This is a genomic window from Phenylobacterium sp., assembly GCF_030646615.1.
Taxonomy (GTDB): domain Bacteria; phylum Pseudomonadota; class Alphaproteobacteria; order Caulobacterales; family Caulobacteraceae; genus Phenylobacterium.
In genome coordinates, this window is record NZ_JAUSLG010000096.1 from 1 (window position 1) to 18,969 (window position 18,969).

Sequence of the window (18,969 nt, forward strand, 5' to 3'; positions counted from 1 at the left end):
CCGCCGATCCTCTCCTTCACCCTCTGCTCTGACCGTTGAACAGACCGTCACCGGGGCCGCTAAAACCCGTCCGCAGCGTGCTTATTAGAAAGAGAGTGCGGACGGGTTTTAGCGTGGGCTCTCCGACGAGATCGGTCTGACGAGGAGTCGGCTGATAGAAATCGCCGGTGCGAGATTGTCCGGCTGGGGTCGGAGCCGCGCATGCGGTGACGACCGCAGATGGCGATCTCGATCCGGCAAGGTGGGCGGTTGAGCCCACCTCTCAATCGGTAGGTTGATGGCTTTGGCCAGATGCCGACATGTGAAGGCTGAAGCCTGATCGGAGACATCCCCGCGAGCCGCTCGCGGCTCGGTCGCCCTGCCGTTCGGCGCCTTCGACTTCGCTCAGGGCCTCCCGGCGGCGAGATCGGGATCACGACCTGTGGGGTCGGAACCAGAAAATCATGGGCGGCGGCCGAAGGCCCAGACAAGCACGCTGCGGACGGGTTCTAAGGTCGCTATTGGCGCCAATGGCGCCGCCGGACCCGTTCTCCCAAACCCCCTCGGAAATCGGCTTCTGGGAGGCTCGAAAATACCAGCCATAACAAGGGCCGCCACATCGGTCCCCGGCGTGCCCGACATCATCTGAATCGAACGACGGGTTTTGCTAGACGGATCGAGCTTCCATGAGATCGTCGGGCTCATGAAGCGAGTGGCGATCTACGCGAGGGTGAGCACGGCCGACAGGAACCAGACGGTCGAGAACCAACTGCGCGACCTTCAGGCCGTGGCCAGCCGCATGGACTGGATCATCGTCGCCACCTTCACGGACGAGGGCATCTCCGGCGCCAAGGGCCGTGATCGGCGCCCCGGCTACGACAGCCTGCTCAAAGGGGTCGCCCGCAAGGACTTCGATCTCATAGCGGCGTGGTCGATCTGTCGGCTCGGCCGCAGTCTGCCCGACCTCGTGGGCTTCCTCGGCGACATCCAGTCCAAGGGTGTCGATCTCTACGTCCACACCCAAGGGCTCGACACCAGCACGCCGAGCGGCGCGATGATGTTCCAGATGCTCTCGGTCTTTAGCTCCTACGAGCGGGCCATGATCCGCGAGCGCATCCTGTCCGGCCTGCGTCGCTCGACGAAGAAGTCCGGCCGCAAGCCGATGGCCGACGACCGTGTGGAGGCGATCAGGAGATCGTTGCGCGACGGTGTGGGCATCCGCGCCACTGCACGCCTGCACAAAGCCTCCACCACTACCGTCACCAAGATCGCCCGCGAGAGCGTCAAAGCCATCGCCGCTTGAGGCCACGATCCGATCCACGGTGTAGGTGATCGCCCCCCGCTACCTCCCGAAGGATCGCCGATATGGCCGACGACCAGCCCCTCAACGCGCCCGATAGCAGCCTCTACCAGCCGGTCATCGACGAGGGCTCAGCCATGGCCCTGTCGCATCCACCATTCCTTCCGCCGCTGAACCGGCGTGAATTCCCGCCTCACGAATACCTCGCCAAAGTTCGCCGGTTAGGCGGCTGCGCGACCCCCCGCACGGCTCACCGAAACCGGCAGTTCGAGCCAAGCGGGCTTGGCAGAATATGGCGCCTTCTTGGCGGCGTTCCGAGCCACATAGACGCCGCCTTTCGCGACACCCTTTGCGACCGAGCCGGTAGGGCGGCGCCAGGGCACCCTGCTGGGCCGCGCGACCCTGAGCGAGGATGACGTGGTCATCACCCTGCCCAACCAGGTCATCGTCCTGGCCGATGTTCACCTGGGCGCCCTGTGGGCCAGCGACTTCCTGTTCGTCTAGGCCGAGCGGCAGGACAATAGAAAAGGCCCGCGCAGCCATCCTGCGCGGGCCTCTTCCCATACCAACCGGACCTTACTGGCCAGCCGGGCTTTACTGAGCCGCGGCTTCCAGAGCCTGGGCGCGTTCCAGGTGGGTGCGCAGCTTGGGCACGAGCTCGCGGGCGAAGGCGGTGAGGCCAGCGTTGTCGCCGTTCTCGGCATAGCCTTCATGCAGGGTGATCGCCTCCTGGTGGGCGGCGACCTGCTGTTCGGCGAAGACCTTGTCGAACTGGGCCCCATTCGCGGCGCGCAGGTTGTCGATCAGACCCTTGCGGCGCTCGTCCATCTCGGTGGGCGGGGTTTCGCCGGCGGCCCGGGCCAGTTCGGCCAGGCGGCCGGAGCTGGTGGTGTGGTCATTGACCAGCATTTCACCCAGCTGCCTGGTCTCGGCGCTCTGGCCCTTCTCCTGGGCCATGCGGCCGGCTTCGATCTCGTACATGTCGCCCACGGCGGCGTTCATCACGTAGCCGCCGAGCGTGTGGGCCCCAAGCGTGGCCGCCGAGGTCTGGCCGACAGCGGCAGAGGTGGCGTCCTGGGCGGCGTTGACAGGTTCAGACTGGCCGACCTCGGTGGTTCCATCGCCGTTGCCGCAGGCGGCGAGGCCAACCAGGGCGGCGGCGCAGGCCGATACGATCAGATAGCGTTTCATAGGGAGCTCCCTCATTAAATCCTGTCAAGCCAACACCAAGCGGAGCGATGGGTTCCGAACACGGCGGCGCCTGCAACCAGGCCGACTCAGGGTTTGCTGGACCTTGAATCCAATTTGACGACCACGCGTTGTCCTCGTCGGAGGTCCTATGTCCAACACAAAGCTCGAGCGTGAATACTGCGTCCATCTGGCCGAGGGCGATCATCAGGCTGTTCGTCGCCTGACCGAGCGCAGCTTCGAGGCCGCCGCCCTGGCCTATGTCGAAGATCTGCACCTGGCTGATGGCGGCGCCGAGATCAGCCTCGTCGTGCAGGATATGGAAAGCGGCCACGAGCACTGCTTCCGGGTAGACCTCGACAGCGGCGAAACCTCGGCCTGCGGCTGATCTGCCCTGTTCTGACGGTTGCCCCCCGGCCGACCCGCACGCCATAGTCGCGGGACCAGGGGTAATGGGGCGAGGACGCTGTGGCCGACGAAGCTGCGACGGCGAATGTGGACGACGCGGCGGATCAGGCGCACCCCGGACCAGCGCATCTCGAGGCCCTCACCTCGGCCCTGGAGACGGCGCGGGACAGGCTGCTGGACCGGTCCCTGCGCAACAAGCTGATCAATACGCCTCTGGCGTCGGCCAAGGCGCGACAGGTGCGCGTCTTCGGCCGCCGCGCAGACGACGTGTTCCGCACCCTGTTTGCCGGCAGGCTGATGAGCTTCACGGCCACCGGCTCAGCAGAAGCCGAGGACGAGGCGGCCGCCGAGCCCGCCGTCTGGGCCCCACCGCCAGAGGCCAATGAGGTTGACCTCAGCGAAACCCGGGGGCGCGACGCCCGCCTGCCGACCCAGCTCACGCCTGAGGGCCTGCAGAAGCGCCTGCTCAGCCTCTTTTACGAAGGCCAGACCCTGGAGGAGGAACAGGGGGTCAATGTGCTGTTCCTGGCCCTGGGCTTCCTGGAATGGCGCGAGGGGCGTGCGGGGGACACGCCGCGCTACGCGCCCCTGGTCCTGCTGCCGGTGGACCTGGCGCGGGACGGGGCGAAGGACCGCTTCAAGCTGGAAATCCGCCAGGACGACCTGATCGCCAATGTCAGCCTGCAGGCCTGGCTGAAGGAGAATTTCGGCATCGCCCTCCCCGACCTGCCCGAGGGCGAGGACTGGTCGCCGTCGGACTATTGCGCCCAGGTGGCCGCGGCCATCGGCGAGCGGGAGGGCTGGCGGGTCCGAACCGACGAAATCCTGCTGGGTTTCTTCTCGTTCGCCAAGTTCCTGCTGTGGCGAGACCTGGACCCGGCCAACTGGCCAAGGCCGGAAATGCTGACGGGCCATCCCCTGCTCAGCCACATCCTGCTGCGGGATGATGAGCCGCTGGAGGATACGCCGGTGATCGGCGAGGACGGACGCATCGACGAGGCCTTCCCGCTGGCTGAACTGATCCACATCACCGACGCCGACAGCTCCCAGGCCATCGCCATCCAGGAGGTGATGGCGGGCAAGAACCTGGTGATCCAGGGCCCGCCCGGCACCGGCAAGTCGCAGACCATCACCAACATCATCGCGGGCGCGGTGCAGCGGGGCCGCAGCGTACTGTTCGTGGCCGAGAAGATGGCCGCCCTGGATGTGGTCCACCAGCGGCTGGTGGATCGCAAGCTGGCCACGATCTGCCTGGAGCTGCACAGCCGCAAGGCGGCCAAGACCCAGGTGCTGGAGCAGCTTCGCCAGGCCCGCGACGCCGCCGCGCCCCCGTCCTGGCCCCCGGCGATCCTGCGGCGGCTGGCGGAGACCCAGACGCGACTGCGCGGCCATTCCGACCGCCTGCACCGGCCGGGCGACAATGGACTGTCGGCCTTCGACCTGATCGGTCGGATGAGCCTGCTGAAAGACCGCCAGGCGCCTGCGCCCAGCTTTGAGCTTTCCCAGGCGGTGAACTGGGATGAGGCGGCGATCGAAGGCGCGCGCCTTCGCGCCGAGCGGCTGGGGGAACGCCTGGCCAGCGCAGGTCCCCCCTGCCTCCATCCCTGGCGGGGCGTGGGGATCGCCGCGCCGGACATGCTGGAGCAGGAACGGCTAGCGCCCTTGCTGAGAGAGGCTCTGGCGCGCCTGGAGGCCCTGACGGAGACCACGGCTGACGCCGCGCGGCGTCTTGTCGCCCCAGCGGGGCCAACCCTGGGCGAGACCCCCACCTGGATCGCAGCCCTCCGCCACCTGGCGGCGCGACCGGGCCAGGCCGACGAGATTCTGGCTCACCCCCTGGCCCTGGATCTGGCCGATGACCTGGCCAGGACCGCCGTGGCCGGCGCGCGCCTGCTGGCCATCCGGGCGCAGCTTGAACCGCTGATCCGGCCTGAGGCCTGGAAGGACGACTGGACGACCCAGCGGCGAATCCTGGCCGGCCAGGGGACGTCCCTGCTGCGTCTGTTCTCGGGCCGCTATCGGGCGGCGGTGGCCGATCTGCGCGGCGTCTGGGTGGGCAAGCTGCCGAAGCATCCGGCGAGGCTGGCCGCCCTCGACGCGCTTATGGAAGGCCAGGTCTTGGCGACGTCGACGGCCGAGGCCGGCGCCAGGCTCGCCCCCTGGCTCGGCCCGCTTTGGAAGGGCGAAACCACCGACTGGCGGTCGGCCGCCGAACTGGCCTCATGGCTGCAGACGGCCTCGACCTACGGGCCGCAGATCGACCTGGTGTCGGCGCACGCCCTGATCTTCGCCCCCGAGGCCGCAGGGAGGGCCGACATACTTCAGGCGGCGTGGGAGTCGGCGAGCACGAGCGCCGAGGCCTTGAAGACGCGGCTGCAGTTGACGGAGACCACCGCCTTCGACGGGCGAGGCCAGGACGAGCTGACGGCGGCAGGGCTGGCCCAGGCTGTCGCCATCTGGGCCCAGCGGCTGGCCGACATCGTCCAGTGGCCGCCCGTCCGTGATGACTTGGCCTGGCTGGACGGGATCGGGGCCGGCGCCTTCGCCCGCCAGATCTTCCAGGGCGAGATCGCCCCGGCCGAGGTCGAGCCCGTCCTGATGCTGGCGGCCTTCGAGGCCATGTGGACCGCCCTGCGCGTCCGGGACCCGGAGCTTGGCCAGATCCCGGGGGACGAACTCGATCAGCTGGTTCGGCGATTTCGCCGGGCCGACCTGGACCGCATCGCCTGCGCCGCCGACGAGGTCGCCCTGGTCCATCTCGACCGCCAGCCGACCGGCTCTGCCGGGGCCGTGGGGGTTCTGAAGGACGAGATGAACAAGTCCCGGCGGCTGATGCCGGTCCGCAAGCTGATGGCGCACGCCGGCGAGGCGATCCAGCGGTTCACGCCGGTCTTCCTGATGAGCCCCCTGTCCATCGCCCAGTACCTGCGGCCCGGCGCCCTGCAGTTCGACCTGCTGGTGATCGACGAGGCCAGCCAGGTGCGGCCCGAGGACGCTCTGGGCGCCATCGCCCGCTGCCGCCAGGTGGTGGTGGTGGGCGATGATCGTCAGTTGCCACCGACCAACTTCTTCAACCGCATGGTCAATGACGACGGCGCGGATGACGACGAAGAGGGGGACGATTCCCCGGCGGACGCCCGCATCCGGCAGGCGGCGGTGAAGGATGTGGAGAGCATCCTCAACCTCTGCTCACGCTTTCCCGAACGGATGCTGCGCTGGCACTATCGCAGCGAACACCCGGCCCTGATCGCCACCTCGAACCGGAACTTCTACAAGAACCAGCTGATGCTGCCGCCCTCGGTGGTGGCCCGCGCCCATGACGGCGAAACCGGCCTGATGTTTCATGCCGTGGCCCCCGGCGGCTATGAACGGGGCCGGACGGCGCGCAACGAGATCGAGGCCGAAGCCGTCGCCCAGGCCGCCCTGCGCCACGCCCGCGAGCGTCCTGAACTGTCCCTCGGCGTGGGGACCTTCTCCGTCGCCCAGCGGGACGCCGTCCGTGATCGGATCGACGCCCTGGCCCGCCAGCATCCGGAGCTCGACGCCCTGATGAAGGGCGGCGAGGGGCGCGAGCCCCTGTTCGTCAAGAACCTGGAGAACATCCAGGGGGACGAGCGGGACGTCATCTTCATCTCCGTCGGCTATGGCCGCGACCGAGACGGCAAGCTCACGCAGAACTTCGGCCCCGTCGGGCGCGAAGGCGGCGAGCGGCGGCTGAACGTGCTGATCACCCGGGCGCGCAAACGCTGCGAGGTCTTCTCGTCCCTGATGGCCGAGGACATCCGCCTGGAGGCCGGCGGCAAGCCCGGAGTCAGCGCCCTGCGGGAATTCCTGAAGCTCGCCAAGGACGGCTATTCCGACATCAACACCCCGTCTGGCCGGTCCTTCGACAGTGATTTCGAAGAGGCGGTCGGCCAGGCCGTCCAGGCCCTGGGTTTCACCTGTCACCCCCAGGTCGGCATGGCGGGCTTCTTCATCGACCTGGGCGTCATCGATCCGGCCAATCCCGACCGCTACATCCTGGGGGTGGAGTGCGACGGCGCGGCCTATCACAGCTCGCGCTACGCCCGGGACCGGGACCGGCTGCGCCAGCAGATCCTGGAGAGCCGCGGCTGGAAGATCCATCGCATCTGGTCCACCGACTGGTTCTATCGCCGGGACCGCGAGGTGGAGAAGCTGCGGGCCGCCATCGAAGCTGCGCTCGCCGGGCGGCCATTGCCGAACGCCGACCAGATTTATGAGCCGCTTGACGAAGAACCGCTGGCTGGGCCGGAGACGACGGCGGTGGGCTCCAGTCCTGAGCCTGAGCCGGTGGAGGTCCCCTCGCCGGCCAGGTCCCGCGGGCCTGCGCCCTACGCCTTCGCCGCCCCTGAGGTCGAGCCTGGCGACGAACCCCACACCATCGCCGAGCCGCGCCTGGCCGCCCTGGTCGCCCAGATCGTCCAGGTGGAACAGCCGATCCACGAGGATGAGGTGGCCCGCCGGCTCGCCTCAGCCTGCGGCCTGCAGCGGGCCGGCGGCCGCGCCCGGCAGGCGGTGAAGCGCGGCCTCCTGCTGGCCCAGGCCCAAGGCCGTCTGAGCGTTGACGGCGGCTTCTGGTCGATGGCCGAAGGCGAGAGGCCAGCGCCGCGGGATCGCTCGGCCCTGGCCGCCTCCGATCAGGTGCGCAAGGCCGCCACGATCGCCCCGGCCGAGCTGGCGGCCATGGCCCGCCTGGTGCTCGCCGAGAACCAGGCCCTTGAACTCTCGGAGCTGGTCACCGAGACGGCGCGCGCTCTCGGATTCGCCCGCACCGGGGTGGATCTGGCCGCCGCGATCGAGGGCGCGACGCGCAGTCATCTGAACGAGGATCTGGAGACCGACTATCTGGGGCGCCTGAGGCTGCGCGTCTCCCAGAGTTTTCAGGGCTCGGCGTAACCAAGGGCGCGCAGTTCCATCTCGTGGTCGGCCGGATTCTCCGTGAAGAACAGTCCGCCCAGGCGCTCGGACTCCTGGGGCAGAAAGTCGATGGTCGCCTCGCTCGTCTCCATCGTCTCGCCGCCGAGGGTGAGCGCGCCCTCGATGATCAACCCCGCCCCGGTGCTGCGCCCGGTATTGGTGGCCTTGAAGCTCACCAGATAGCCCTCGCCGCTGGGCGCGATGCTGGTGACCTCCAGTCGGACCTCCGGCGGACCTTCGGGGTGGGTCACGGCGAACTGGACCATGTAGCCCACGGCGAAGAGCACAAGCAGGCCGCCAAGCGCCGCCACGAGCCATTCCAAGGCCGAGGTGGTTTCGGGCGCCTTTCGGGCGCCCCCGTCATCCCTGTTTGACGCGCTCATAGGAGAAGCCTCGCAGCGGCGGCGCCGATCGCGCCAGGAAAGCCCAGGACAATGGCTGCGCTGATGACCTCCTGGAGGCCGCTCTCGTCGGTGCGGCCAAAAATCCAGAGGGCGAACAGGCTGACCAACAGGACGATGGCGTAGCCCACCACGCTGAACCGCAGGAAAACCACCCAGGCGGGCGTATCGTCGGGATGCTGGGATCCGCCCCTGAAGTTCAGGGCGTAGACAAAGGCGTGCATGAGGCCAAGCGACAGCAACGCCAGGACCACGCCCTGCCACACCGACATCTTGTAGGCGATGGCCACCATCTCTTCGGTCGGGGCGACATTGAAGGACAGGAAAAGCGCGCCCGCCGCCATCAGGAACAGCTCCCCCCAATAGGTCGGATCCCTTCGCTCGGGGCCTTCACCCTCGGGCTCAGCGCCCAGCTGGCTGCGGGCCAGCATGGCGCCGAAGCTGCCGGGCGCGGTCTGGAGCGCGATCTTGCCGATGATCTCGCGGGCCGACATCTCCGGGGTCAGGATTCCGAATACCCACAAGATGACGCACGCGGCGATCGCGGCCACCAGCATGACGACCAGGGCGTCGGCCACGTCGTCGCGCAGATGCGCCGTCGGCCGCATGCCGCCAAAGCGCGACAAACCCACGAGGACCGGGAAGGTCAGCACCAACAGCAGGGCGAGACGCAGCGGGTCCATGTAGAAGCCCAGCCACCACATCTCCATGGTCATCATCATGGGAAGGGAGAAGATCAGCGCGCCGGCGAAGGCCCGCCCCAGCCCCTTCAAGAACTCGGCGTCCGCCCGAAAGGCGCTCAGCACCCGCATCCTCCGCCCGTTGCGCCCTGCGGCCTCCGCCACCGTGCTGTCCCAAGTGTCTGACGGACCCGCCGGGTTCCCGCGGCCGCCGCTCATGACCGATAGCAGGCCGCCCGGGGACAGATCGTCAAGATGCGGCCAGCCCAGGCAGCGCCAAGCTTGACTCTGGCCTCGCCTGCATCCGCGATGCACGGGACCCAATTTGCGAGCATGGTTATGCCCAGCACCCTCGACGCCATCGACACCCGGATTCTGGAAATCCTGCAGCAGGACGCCTCTCTCTCCACCGCCGACCTGGCCGAGCAGGTCGGCCTGTCGCAGTCCCCCTGCTGGCGGCGTATCCAGCGACTGCGGGAAGACGGCTATATCAAGGGCACGGTGGTTCTGGTGGATCGACAGAAGCTCGGCTTCGCCATCCAGATCTTCGCCCAACTCAAGATGGCCGCCTTGAGCGACGAGGACCGGGCCAGCTTCCGCTTCGCCGTCGAGGACATTCCTGAAATCACCGAGTGCTACGCCGTGTTCGGCGAGATGGACGCCATGCTGAAGGTCCTGGCCCCGGACCTGACCTGGTACCAGGACTTCGTCGTCTCGACGCTCCTGAAGCTGCCCGGCGTGGTGGACATCCGCTCCATCATCACCCTGGCCGATTCCAAGCACACCACCGCCGTGCCCCTGCACGTCCGCGCCCTGCGCTGAGCTTCGACCGCCTGGATCGCCTCCCCGACCGGCCGAGGTCTCAGGCGGATCCCGGCGCCGCGAGCAGATCGGCCATTTCCTGGGGCGTGTTGGCGCCCCGAAGGCGCATCAGGGCGGCCGGCGGCGTCGGCAGGAGCGCGAGACCCGCCCGCTCCACGAACCGGCGCAGCGGCCAGCCGTCGGCCGCCTCGGGCGGGGCGGCGTCAAGGGCGAGGACCATGGGGACAGGCAGGCCCTCGAAGGTCGCCCCCGGGGCCGGCGCGGCCAGCAGCGGCGCGAGATCTTCGACCTTCAGGGTGGGGGCGTCCACGGCCAGAACGAGCGCGCGCGCAGCGCCTCGCGCCCGGGCCTCCGCCAGTCCTGCCAGCAACCCGCCGACGGGTCCCGCCTCCGGCGTCGGGTCGGGTGCGAACCCAAAGCCATAGTCGCGTCCCACGCTCAGCACCGAGCCCGCGCCCGCCGCTCGGCCAAGCTCGACCACACGTTCGATGGCGCTGCGGCCCGCCCAGTCGATCAGAGCCTTGTCACGACCCATGCGCGCCGATCGGCCGCCGGTGAGGATGAGGGCGATGAGAGTCATGACTCCCATCATGCGTTGAACCCGTCGCCACACAAGGGCGCAGCCCCCTCCACGACGGCGTTTTGAGATTGACTCTCATAATTATAAAATGCAGTTGCGAGTCGTTCTTATTTGGGTGGGTAGTATGTCTCGCAGGGCATGGACAATCGGCGCTTTGGCTCTTGGCCTCGGAGGCGGGGTCGCCTGGGCCGATGAGGCGACCGAGATTCGCGAGGTGGTCGTCACCGGCGAAAAGACCGAACGCAGCCTGCAGGACACGGTCACCAGCGTCGCCGTCGTCGATGCGCGCAAGATCGAAGAGGAGGCCATCCAGACCTTCTTCGACATCGTCGCCCGAACGGCCAACGTCTCCTCCACCTATGGGGGCTCCGGCTTCACCATTCGCGGCGTCAGCAACACCGGCGTCTCCGGCGGCGGCAGCGGCGGCCTGGCCACGGTCTATGTGGATGGCGCGGCCATCCCCGAACGCGCCCTCAATAACGGCCCGCTGGACATGTGGGACGTCGCCCAGGTCGAGATCCTGCGCGGGCCACAATCGACCCTCCAGGGCCGGAACGCCCTGGCCGGCGCGGTGGTGATCCGCACCGCCGAGCCCACCTGGAGCTGGAGCGGCCGGGCGCGGGCCATGGTTTCGGACGCCGGAGAACGCAGCCTGGCCTTCGCCGGCGGCGGACCGATCATCGAAGACCAGCTGGCCTTCCGCCTGGCCATCGAAGATCGCGAGGCTGACGGCTTCGTCTACAACACCACGCGCGAGCAGGACGAGGATCCCACCGACGCCACGACGATCCGGGGCAAGCTGCTGCTCACGCCGAGCGCCCTGCCCGACCTGACCGCACGGCTGGTCTGGACCCATGACGAGCGGGTCGGCGGCTATGTCTACAGCTATGCCCGCACCGACGTTCCCGATCCCTTCGAGAACCGGATCACCGGCGGCGACTTCCCCAATGACAGCGACAGCACCGCCGACCTCATCACCCTGGAGGCCGACTATCGGCTCTCGGATCGCTTCGACCTCACCAGCGTGACGGCCTGGAGCCGCGTCGAAGATCTCAGCCGTTATGACGGGGACTACGGCCCCGTGGCCGACGCCTTCGGGATCATTTCCGAGGAAGATGAGGTGCTCTCGCAGGAGGTGCGCCTGGCCTATTCCGGCCAGCGCCTCAGCGGCCTGGTCGGCGCCTATCATGCGCGGCGCATCCGGGACTATGTGAGCGAGGCCCGAACCAATGTGCCGACGCCGGCCCCCACCCTGCAGGGGGTCCTGATGGGCGCGCCCTTCGGCCTGGACGCCGCCACGGCCGGCATGATCGCCAACCTCTATGTCTCTCAGCTGCCGGCGATCCCGGTGGACTATTTCGGCGCCTCGCCCGAGGACATCCGCACGATGGCCCTCTTTGGCGATGGCCGTTTCCAGGTCACGTCGCAGCTCTCGATCCTGGCCGGTTTCCGCTACGACCGGGAGCAGAACATCCAGTCCTCCGAGCAGATCGCCACATTCGGCGGCGCCTATCCCGATCCTGCGGCCTTCGGATCCCTGGCCCCGGTGATCGGCGGTCTGAACCAGGTGGTGGGGCTGTTCGTGGCCCAGGCCGGCGGCTCGGCCCCCACCACCAGCCGAGATTTCGAAGCCTTCCTGCCCAAGCTCGGCGCCAAGTACGACCTGACCGACGACGCCTCGGTGTCTTTCGTCGTGCAGCGGGGCTACCGGTCCGGCGGCTCGACCGTGAACGTGGCCCGCTCCACCGTGGTCCCCTACGATCCGGAGTACACTTGGAACTACGAGTTGGCCCTGCGGACCAGCTGGCTGAACGAGACCCTGACCCTCAACGCCAACGCCTACTATGTCGACTGGAGCGACCAGCAGGTGATGGTCAATCTGGGCGCGAATATCTACGACACCCAGACCGAGAACGCCGGCGCCTCCCACCTCTACGGCTTTGAGATCGAGGGCGCCTGGCGCCCCGCCGCCCCCTACGACCTCTATGCCTCGGTGGGCCATACCCAGACCGAATTCGAGGACTTTGAGGTCGCCGTCGGCTCGACCCATGTGGATCTCGCCGGTTCGGAATTCGCCTTTGCGCCCCACTGGACCTGGGCGGTCGGCGGCAATTACCGCTGGGATAGCGGCCTCTTCCTGAACCTGAACGCCAGCTATCGCAGCGACGCCTTCAGCAATACCGGCGTCACCCAGAGCGACTTCGCCATCGACGCCCGCACCCTGGTCAATGGGCGCTTTGGCTATGACGCCGGCGACTGGCGGATTTCGGTCTATGGCCGCAACCTGCTGGACGAGCCATATGTCCAATACGAGCAGGCCAGCCTGAACCGCGCCATCTTCGGCGATCCCCGGGTGATCGGGGCGGCCCTCGAGATCGAGTGGTGACCTCCGCCGCCGAGGTCTTCGCCGCTGCGGCGCTCACGGCTCTGGGCGCAGCCGCCGCCCTGATCCTGCGCCGGGCTTGGCGGCGGCGCGACGCCGCCCGGCCCTGGCTGATGCTGGCCGGATGGGGCGCCCTGGCCGCCGCCGTCCTCGGCGCCGCACCCTTTCTTGGGCCAGCCCGGGGTCCGTTCATGGCCTCGGCCCTGGTGTCCTTCGGCGCCCTGGCCGTGGTGGCCGCCAGCCTCCAGAAACGCACCAGCCGCAGCCGCCCCCCGCGTGACGTGGCGCTGGAGCCCTCCGAGCGACCGTCCAAGGCCTGGCGCGGCTGGCTGCGGGTGCTGCTGGCCGGCCCTCTGGGCGGTATCGCCGCCATGGGCGTGGGCCTGGCCTGGGCCGTCTGGGTCCCCGGCCCGCCCCAGACCCGCATCGTCCTGGGCGGCCTTCTGGTTCCCATCCTCTGGGCCGCGGGCATGGCCTGGACCCTGGCCGACGACAAGATCCTGCGGGCCACTGCGGTGCTGTCGGGGGTCACCCTGGTGACCTTCACCGCGGCTGTACTGAAAGGCTTCTCATGAGCAAGGGCGGCAAACCGATCTGGCCGAAGATCCCGTCGGGCTTCGTCCGCGCGGTGCTGGCGGGCCATTCGGCCCTGGGCCTGGCCTTCGCCGCCCTGATCTATCTGGTCTGCTTTTCCGGCACGGTGGCGGTCTTCGCCGAGGAATTCCACCGCTGGGAGCAACCGGCCGCCCCGCAGATGACCGCCATCGCCCCCGCCGCCCTGCAGACGGCCGTCGAAGGCGCCATCGCCCAGTACGGCAAGGCCGAGCACATCTTCATCAGCCTGCCCACCGACGGCGCGCCCCGGCTCTCGCTCTATGTGGACCGGGAGGACGGCGACCTGGAGCTGTTCGCCGATGGGCAGGGACGCCTGACCGGTCCGGCGCCGACGCCCTGGACCGACTTCATGACTACCCTGCACATCTATCTGCATCTGCCGCGGAGCTGGGGGATATTCGTGGTCGGCCTGACCGGCGTGGCGCTGCTGTCTTCGCTGATCTCTGGCGTCTTTTCCCATCCGCGGGTGTTCCGCGACGCCTTCCACCTGCGCTGGGGCGGCTCCAAGCGGCTGCAGGAAGCCGATCTGCACAACCGGATCAGCGTCTGGGCCCTGCCCTTTCACGTGACCATCGCCCTGACCGGCGCCCTGCTCGGCCTGACCACCATCATCGCGGGTGTCCTGGCGCTCGCCCTGTTCCAGGGGGATGTCGGCCGGGCCTATGACCTTTTCCTGCCGCCCGCGCCCCAGGATGATCCGCGCGCCGCCCCGATCGCCCGGGTCGACGCCGCCCTGGCCCAGGTGGCCCGCATGAGCCCCCAGGCCGTCCCCACCTATGTGGTCATGGAGCACCCCGGCGAGCGGGGCCAGAGCGTGCAGGTGCTGGCCGGCGCGCCCGGCCGTCTCTCCGCGGGCGAGACCTATGTGTTCGACGGGGCTGGCCGCCCCCTGACCGAGGCGCCGATGGGGGGCGAGACCCTGGGCGCCCAGATCATCCAGGCGATCGGCCAGCTGCATTTCGGCTGGTTCGGCGGATGGCCGATCAAGCTCGTCTACGCCGTGCTGGGCGCTGGACTGACTGTGGTCACCAGCAGCGGCGTCGCCATCTGGCTCGCCCGCCGGCGCGACAAGGGCCGGCCGGCGCCCATGTGGGAGCGGATCTGGATCGCCACGGTCTGGAGCCAGCCCCTGGCCTTCGGCGTCTCGGCGGCGTTGAGCTTCGTCCCGGCGATCCCACCCCTGGCGAGCTGGGCCGTCGTCACGTTGCTGGCCCTGGGAACAGCCTTTGTCTGGACTGCGCCCGCCGCCATCTCGCGCCGCTTGCGGCTCGCTTCGGCGCTCAGCCTGGGCGTCGCCGTGATCACCCATATGGCCGTCTGGCGAGGCGAGGCGGCAGATCCGGTGGCCTGGATCACCAACGCGGTGGCGATCCTGCTGGCCGCTGGCCTCGTCCTTTCGGTCTGGCCTCGCGCGGCCCGCCCGCTCGGCGCCCCCTCCCCGGCGCCGGCCGAGTAACCCGCGGACGGCTGACCGGCCAACCGTAGCCTGGCCGACGGCGCCTTAGCTCCGGCCCTGTTTCGGCGGAGAACGTGACGCCGATCTTCGACGCGCCCGACCCGATGCTTGATGCACCCTCGGTCTCGGCCTATTGGCGGGCCATCCAGCAGAACGAGCAAGCCCGTCAAGGTTCTCGTCGGGTTCCACCCAGGGGCTTTGAGGCACGGCGCGAACTCATGCGAAAGGCCGCGAACTGACCCCATGAGCCAGCCCCTCTTCTTCAACCTGCAGGCCACCCATAACGCCAACCGCTGGTACCTGCCGCTGAGCCCGGCGGTGTGCGTCGGCCCGCCGGGCAACCTCTTCATGTTCGGCGGCGTCGGCATGGGGGCGGCGATCGCGGCCCTGGAGCGCACCTGTGAGCGGCCCGCGGTCTGGGCGACGGCCCAGTACCTGTCCTATGCCAGGCCCCCCAGCATCGTCGATCTGGATGTGCGGGTGCCGGCCTCGGGCAAGTACAACAGCCAGGCCCGGATCATCGGCCATGTGGGCGACAAGGAGATCTTCACGGTCAACGCCGCCCTCGGCGCCCGGGAGAGCGAGCATTCGGCCCAGTGGCTGGAAGCCCCCAAGGCGCCGCCGCCGGAGGATTGCGTTCCCGCCGACCACTGGCGCGGCGGCGGCGATGACCTGCACAGCCGGATCGAGGTCCGCGTGGCCCAGGGCCGCTATGGCGGGGCCACCGCCGGGACGCCGGACAAGGACGGCCGGCTGCTGCTGTGGATCCGGTCGCGGGAGGGCCTGCCGATCGATTCCAGCTTCCTGGCCATCATCGCCGACTTCATCCCCGGCGCCCTGGGCAATGCGCTGGGCCTCAACGCCGGCGGCAACAGCCTGGACAACACCATCCGCTATCGCCGGATCGTGCCCACCGACTGGGTGCTGGCCGACATCCGCGTCCACGGGGTCCACGGCGGGTTCGCCCATGGCGCCATGTACCTGTTCGCCCAGGACGGAGAACTGATGGCCACGGCCAGTCAGTCGATGATCCTGCGGGTCTTCGAGGGCGCCCGCGACTAGGGTTTGGTCGCGTCGTCGGCCAGGGGTTTCGTCAGGTCGAAGGCGACCCGGAACAAGCGGTTCGGCCGGGCCAGCTCATAGGTGAAGGTGGTCTCCGTCAGGCCCAGGGACCAGACATTGGTGTTGGAGACGCTGCGGCCGGTGCGGGTGAACAGGGCGATGGAATAGGCGTCCGCCGGAAAGGCCTGCAGCTCAGCAGACCCTGCCGCGACGGTGTCCCCGCCATATTGCGACAGCTCATCCTCGGTCCCGTCGGCGTGGCGGTGATCGTGCTTGAGCCGCAGCCGATCCTCCCCCAGGCGGGTGATCACCCAGGTGCGCGATCGATCCTCGCCGACCCGGAAGGGGATGCGAATCTCCTCGTCCGAACAGCTGGCCACCTGCATCACCAGCTCGGCCTCGCGGAAGGCCGCATCGGTGTCATCGCCTTCGACGACCTGGCCACCGAAGGTCTGACCACAGAGGACGCCCAGCCGTTCGAAGAACTCTGCCGCGGGGCTGGCCGCCAGTGCCGCCCCGGGCGCGAGGGCCAGGGTGAGCGCGACGCCGGTGATCTGAGCCTGCAATCTCATGGATGACCTTCCCAATACCGCACCGGCGCCGGGTTCTGCGCCGCGCTCCACCATAGACAGATCGCCAGGGCGACCTAGCCCATATGGACGCTGCCGACCCCTGGCCCGCGCGCGCTAGTAAATGACCCCGGGCGGAGGGCCAGCGTCACAGCAGCGTCATAGCCTCCCTGCCTGTGACCGGATCTAGAGCGCGTTCCGATAAGTGGGAAACGGTTATCGGACGAAACGCGCTCAAGACTCAGAGTTTAGAGCCTGATTCAACGGTCAGACGATCCCGTCTGACCGCATCAGGCTCTAGGTCCGGCGCGAGTTGGGACAACCAAACAAGGGGGATTGTCATGACGCGTCTCAAGTCGTTCCGCGGCCTGCTGCTGGTCGGCGCCGCGAGCCTGATCGCTGGACCCGCCGCGGCCCAGGCCAGCGGCACGCTGCTCGAAGAAATCATCGTCACCGCCACCAAGCGCGAAGTCAGCGTCCGGGAGATTTCCGGCTCGGTCAGCGCCGTCAGCGGCGCCCAGCTCGAGGCCATCGGCGCCCAGAGCTACGCCGACTATATCGCCCGCACCCCGGGCGTGACCTTCAACCAGTTCCAGCCGGGCACCTCCCACGTGGTCATTCGCGGGGTGGCCACCAACTCCGGCAACGTCCAGGGTCAGGGCACCACCGGCTACTACATCAACGAGGTGCCGCTGACCGAGCCGGGCTGGACCATCGTCATCCCGGACATCGACGCCTTCGACGTGGACCATGTGGAGATCCTGCGCGGTCCCCAGGGCTCCCTGTTCGGCTCGGCCTCCATGGGCGGGGCGGTGAACTATGTGGCCCGCAAGGCCGACGCCAGCGCCTATGACGCGGCCATCGAGACCACACTCAGCAAGACCCGGAACGCCGATGTCGGCGGGGGGATCAAGGGGATGGTCAACATCCCGCTGGTCGAGGACAAGCTCGCCCTGCGCGCCGTGGCCACCTATCGCAACGATCCCGGCTATCTCGACAATGTCGGCATCGGTGAGAACGGCTCCAGCGACATCACCATTGGCGGCGGTCGCCTGTCGCTGGTCTGGACGCCCACCGACGCTACCGAAGTGTCCTGGCTGAGCCTCTACCAGAAGACCGAGGTCGATGACGCGCCCTACCGCAACCCGCTCTTCGGCGACCTTGGACGCTCCAGCGCCCTGGCCGAGACCAATGAGACCGAGGTCACCCTGCACAGCCTGCGGGTCGATCACGACCTCGGCTTCGCCACCCTGACCGCCATCGGCGCCTATCAGGAAAAGACCCAGGGCTATGTCTTCGATTTCACCGCCTATCGGGACGCCTACAACGCCGATCTGGGCCTGAACCTCTCAACGCCGCTGTTTATCGAGAGCGGCGGCGAGTCCACCGGCGAGAGCCTGGAAGTCCGCCTGGCCTCCAACGGCGAGGGCCGTTTCGAATGGCTCGTCGGCGCGATGTACTTCAAGAGCGACAAGGACCTCTACGAGCAACTCGGCGCCGTCTCCGGCGTGGCCGCGGCGTTCAACGCCTCGCCGCTCTTTGGTCCCGGGTCTGGCGCCGTCATCGCCCCCGACGACCGGATTTTCAACGCCTTCTTCGGCGATCTCAGCGCCACGGAAACCGCGCTGTTCGGCGAGGCCAGCTTCGACTTCACGCCGCAGCTGAAGCTCACCGCTGGCGGCCGCCTCTTCAAGACCGAGATCGAGTCCATCGACAGCCAGGTGGGCTTCTCCACCTATCCCGGCGGGCTTTCCACCGGGACCACCCAGACGGATGAGCAGGACGGCTTCTCGCCCAAGGTGTCGCTGACCTACACCCCCAGCGAAGACCTGATGGTCTATGGCCTGTACTCGGAAGGCTTCCGGTTCGGCACGCCCAACACCCAGGGCCTCAGCGCCTTCCCGGTCCCGTCGGGCTCCAAGAGCGACAGCCTGAAGAACTATGAGGTCGGGGTTCGGTCCAACCTCGTCGGCGGCGCCCTTCTGCTGGACGCCACCGCCTTCTATGTGGACTGGTCCGACATCCAGCTTCGCCTGCAGACGCCTGACAACTTCAACTATGCGGCCAATGGGGGGGCGGCGACGATCAAGGGGCTCGAGACTTCGGTCACCTTCAGCCCGACCCCACAGTTCGATCTCCAGTCGACCGTGACCTATATGGAGGCCCGGCTCGACGAGCCGCTGTTCATCCTGTGGTACGGGACCGCGCCTGAGGGCTCGCAACTGCCGGGCTCGTCGGACTGGTCGATCTCCAACACCGCCTCCTATCGGTTCGAGGCGGCCTACGACCCGACCCTGACGCTCTCGCATCGCTATGTCTCGTCGGGCATCAGCGACCTGAACTCCGCCGTGCCGGGGGTCACCCCGAACACCCAGGGCGACTTCAACGTGATCGACCTTCGCCTGCGGGCGACCATGGGGCCGACCTCGGTCACCTTGTTCGGGTCGAACCTGGGCGATGAGCGGGGCGTGACGCGCACCGTTCCCGAGGCCAATGGCCTCAGCCAGGGCCTGATTCGGCCGCGCACCTTCGGGGTGACTCTGAACTGGTCGCTCTAGAGATTCCCGCCGCTGAATCCCCGCGGATTC

At 68.3% G+C, this 18,969-nt stretch carries 14 protein-coding genes; 9 read left to right on the forward strand and 5 right to left on the reverse strand.

From position 1 onward, the window contains the following. Window positions 1-691: 691 nt before the first annotated feature. On the forward strand, window positions 692-1,282 hold the full coding sequence (locus tag Q7S93_RS17185; RefSeq protein WP_304715640.1) for a recombinase family protein: 591 nt from the start codon (window positions 692-694) through the stop codon (window positions 1,280-1,282). 591 nt (window positions 1,283-1,873) lie between these two features. Here the strand turns inward: Q7S93_RS17185 and Q7S93_RS17190 are convergent. Next, a complete protein-coding gene (locus tag Q7S93_RS17190; RefSeq protein ID WP_304715641.1) occupies window positions 1,874-2,470 on the reverse strand; it encodes a DUF4142 domain-containing protein in 597 nt (198 codons plus the stop codon). Between the two features lie 148 nt (window positions 2,471-2,618). Here Q7S93_RS17190 and Q7S93_RS17195 point away from each other — a divergent pair, with 148 nt between their 5' ends. Continuing rightward, window positions 2,619-2,855, forward strand: a complete 237-nt coding sequence (locus tag Q7S93_RS17195) for a DUF5961 family protein (RefSeq protein ID WP_304715644.1) — start codon at window positions 2,619-2,621, stop codon at window positions 2,853-2,855. An 80-nt stretch (window positions 2,856-2,935) separates the two neighbouring features. Next, on the forward strand, window positions 2,936-7,792 hold the full coding sequence (locus tag Q7S93_RS17200; RefSeq protein WP_304715646.1) for a DUF3320 domain-containing protein: 4,857 nt from the start codon (window positions 2,936-2,938) through the stop codon (window positions 7,790-7,792). On the opposite strand, the gene Q7S93_RS17205 is transcribed toward Q7S93_RS17200, so the two are convergent. Then, window positions 7,777-8,196, reverse strand: a complete 420-nt coding sequence (locus Q7S93_RS17205) for a hypothetical protein (protein ID WP_304715651.1) — start codon at window positions 8,194-8,196, stop codon at window positions 7,777-7,779. The two genes, Q7S93_RS17200 and Q7S93_RS17205, sit on opposite strands and share 16 nt — an antisense overlap. After that, on the reverse strand, window positions 8,193-9,020 hold the full coding sequence (locus Q7S93_RS17210) for a TIGR02587 family membrane protein (RefSeq protein WP_304715655.1): 828 nt from the start codon (window positions 9,018-9,020) through the stop codon (window positions 8,193-8,195). The genes Q7S93_RS17205 and Q7S93_RS17210 overlap by 4 nt, the downstream gene beginning before the upstream one ends. Window positions 9,021-9,233: 213 nt before the next feature. Here Q7S93_RS17210 and Q7S93_RS17215 point away from each other — a divergent pair, with 213 nt between their 5' ends. After that, window positions 9,234-9,716 (forward strand): Lrp/AsnC family transcriptional regulator, encoded by a 483-nt coding sequence (locus Q7S93_RS17215; RefSeq protein WP_304715658.1) that lies wholly within the window; start codon window positions 9,234-9,236, stop codon window positions 9,714-9,716. A 40-nt stretch (window positions 9,717-9,756) separates the two neighbouring features. Here the strand turns inward: Q7S93_RS17215 and Q7S93_RS17220 are convergent, their stop codons facing one another. Further along, on the reverse strand, window positions 9,757-10,296 hold the full coding sequence (locus tag Q7S93_RS17220) for an NTP transferase domain-containing protein (RefSeq protein ID WP_304715664.1): 540 nt from the start codon (window positions 10,294-10,296) through the stop codon (window positions 9,757-9,759). A gap of 154 nt (window positions 10,297-10,450) precedes the next feature. Between Q7S93_RS17220 and Q7S93_RS17225 the strand changes: the two genes are divergently transcribed. From Q7S93_RS17225 to Q7S93_RS17240, 4 genes are all read left to right on the forward strand, one after another. Continuing rightward, entirely contained in the window at window positions 10,451-12,682 is a 2,232-nt protein-coding gene (locus Q7S93_RS17225) for a TonB-dependent receptor (protein ID WP_304715674.1), read from the forward strand. After that, the gene (locus tag Q7S93_RS17230; protein WP_304715682.1) at window positions 12,679-13,254 is read left to right on the forward strand and encodes a hypothetical protein; all 576 of its coding nucleotides are present in this window, start codon (window positions 12,679-12,681) and stop codon (window positions 13,252-13,254) included. Before Q7S93_RS17225 ends, Q7S93_RS17230 begins: the two co-directional genes overlap by 4 nt. Next, window positions 13,251-14,750 (forward strand): PepSY-associated TM helix domain-containing protein, encoded by a 1,500-nt coding sequence (locus Q7S93_RS17235; protein ID WP_304715686.1) that lies wholly within the window; start codon window positions 13,251-13,253, stop codon window positions 14,748-14,750. Before Q7S93_RS17230 ends, Q7S93_RS17235 begins: the two co-directional genes overlap by 4 nt. A gap of 243 nt (window positions 14,751-14,993) precedes the next feature. Then, a complete protein-coding gene (locus Q7S93_RS17240; protein WP_304715689.1) occupies window positions 14,994-15,812 on the forward strand; it encodes an acyl-CoA thioesterase in 819 nt (272 codons plus the stop codon). Here Q7S93_RS17240 and Q7S93_RS17245 read toward each other — a convergent pair. After that, window positions 15,809-16,384, reverse strand: a complete 576-nt coding sequence (locus Q7S93_RS17245) for a hypothetical protein (RefSeq protein WP_304715690.1) — start codon at window positions 16,382-16,384, stop codon at window positions 15,809-15,811. The two genes, Q7S93_RS17240 and Q7S93_RS17245, sit on opposite strands and share 4 nt — an antisense overlap. Before the next feature lie 338 nt (window positions 16,385-16,722). Here Q7S93_RS17245 and Q7S93_RS17250 point away from each other — a divergent pair, with 338 nt between their 5' ends. Beyond that, window positions 16,723-18,939 carry a TonB-dependent receptor gene (locus Q7S93_RS17250; protein ID WP_304715696.1) on the forward strand — a complete coding sequence of 739 codons (2,217 nt, stop codon included), beginning with the start codon at window positions 16,723-16,725 and terminating at the stop codon, window positions 18,937-18,939. Window positions 18,940-18,969 lie beyond the last annotated feature (30 nt).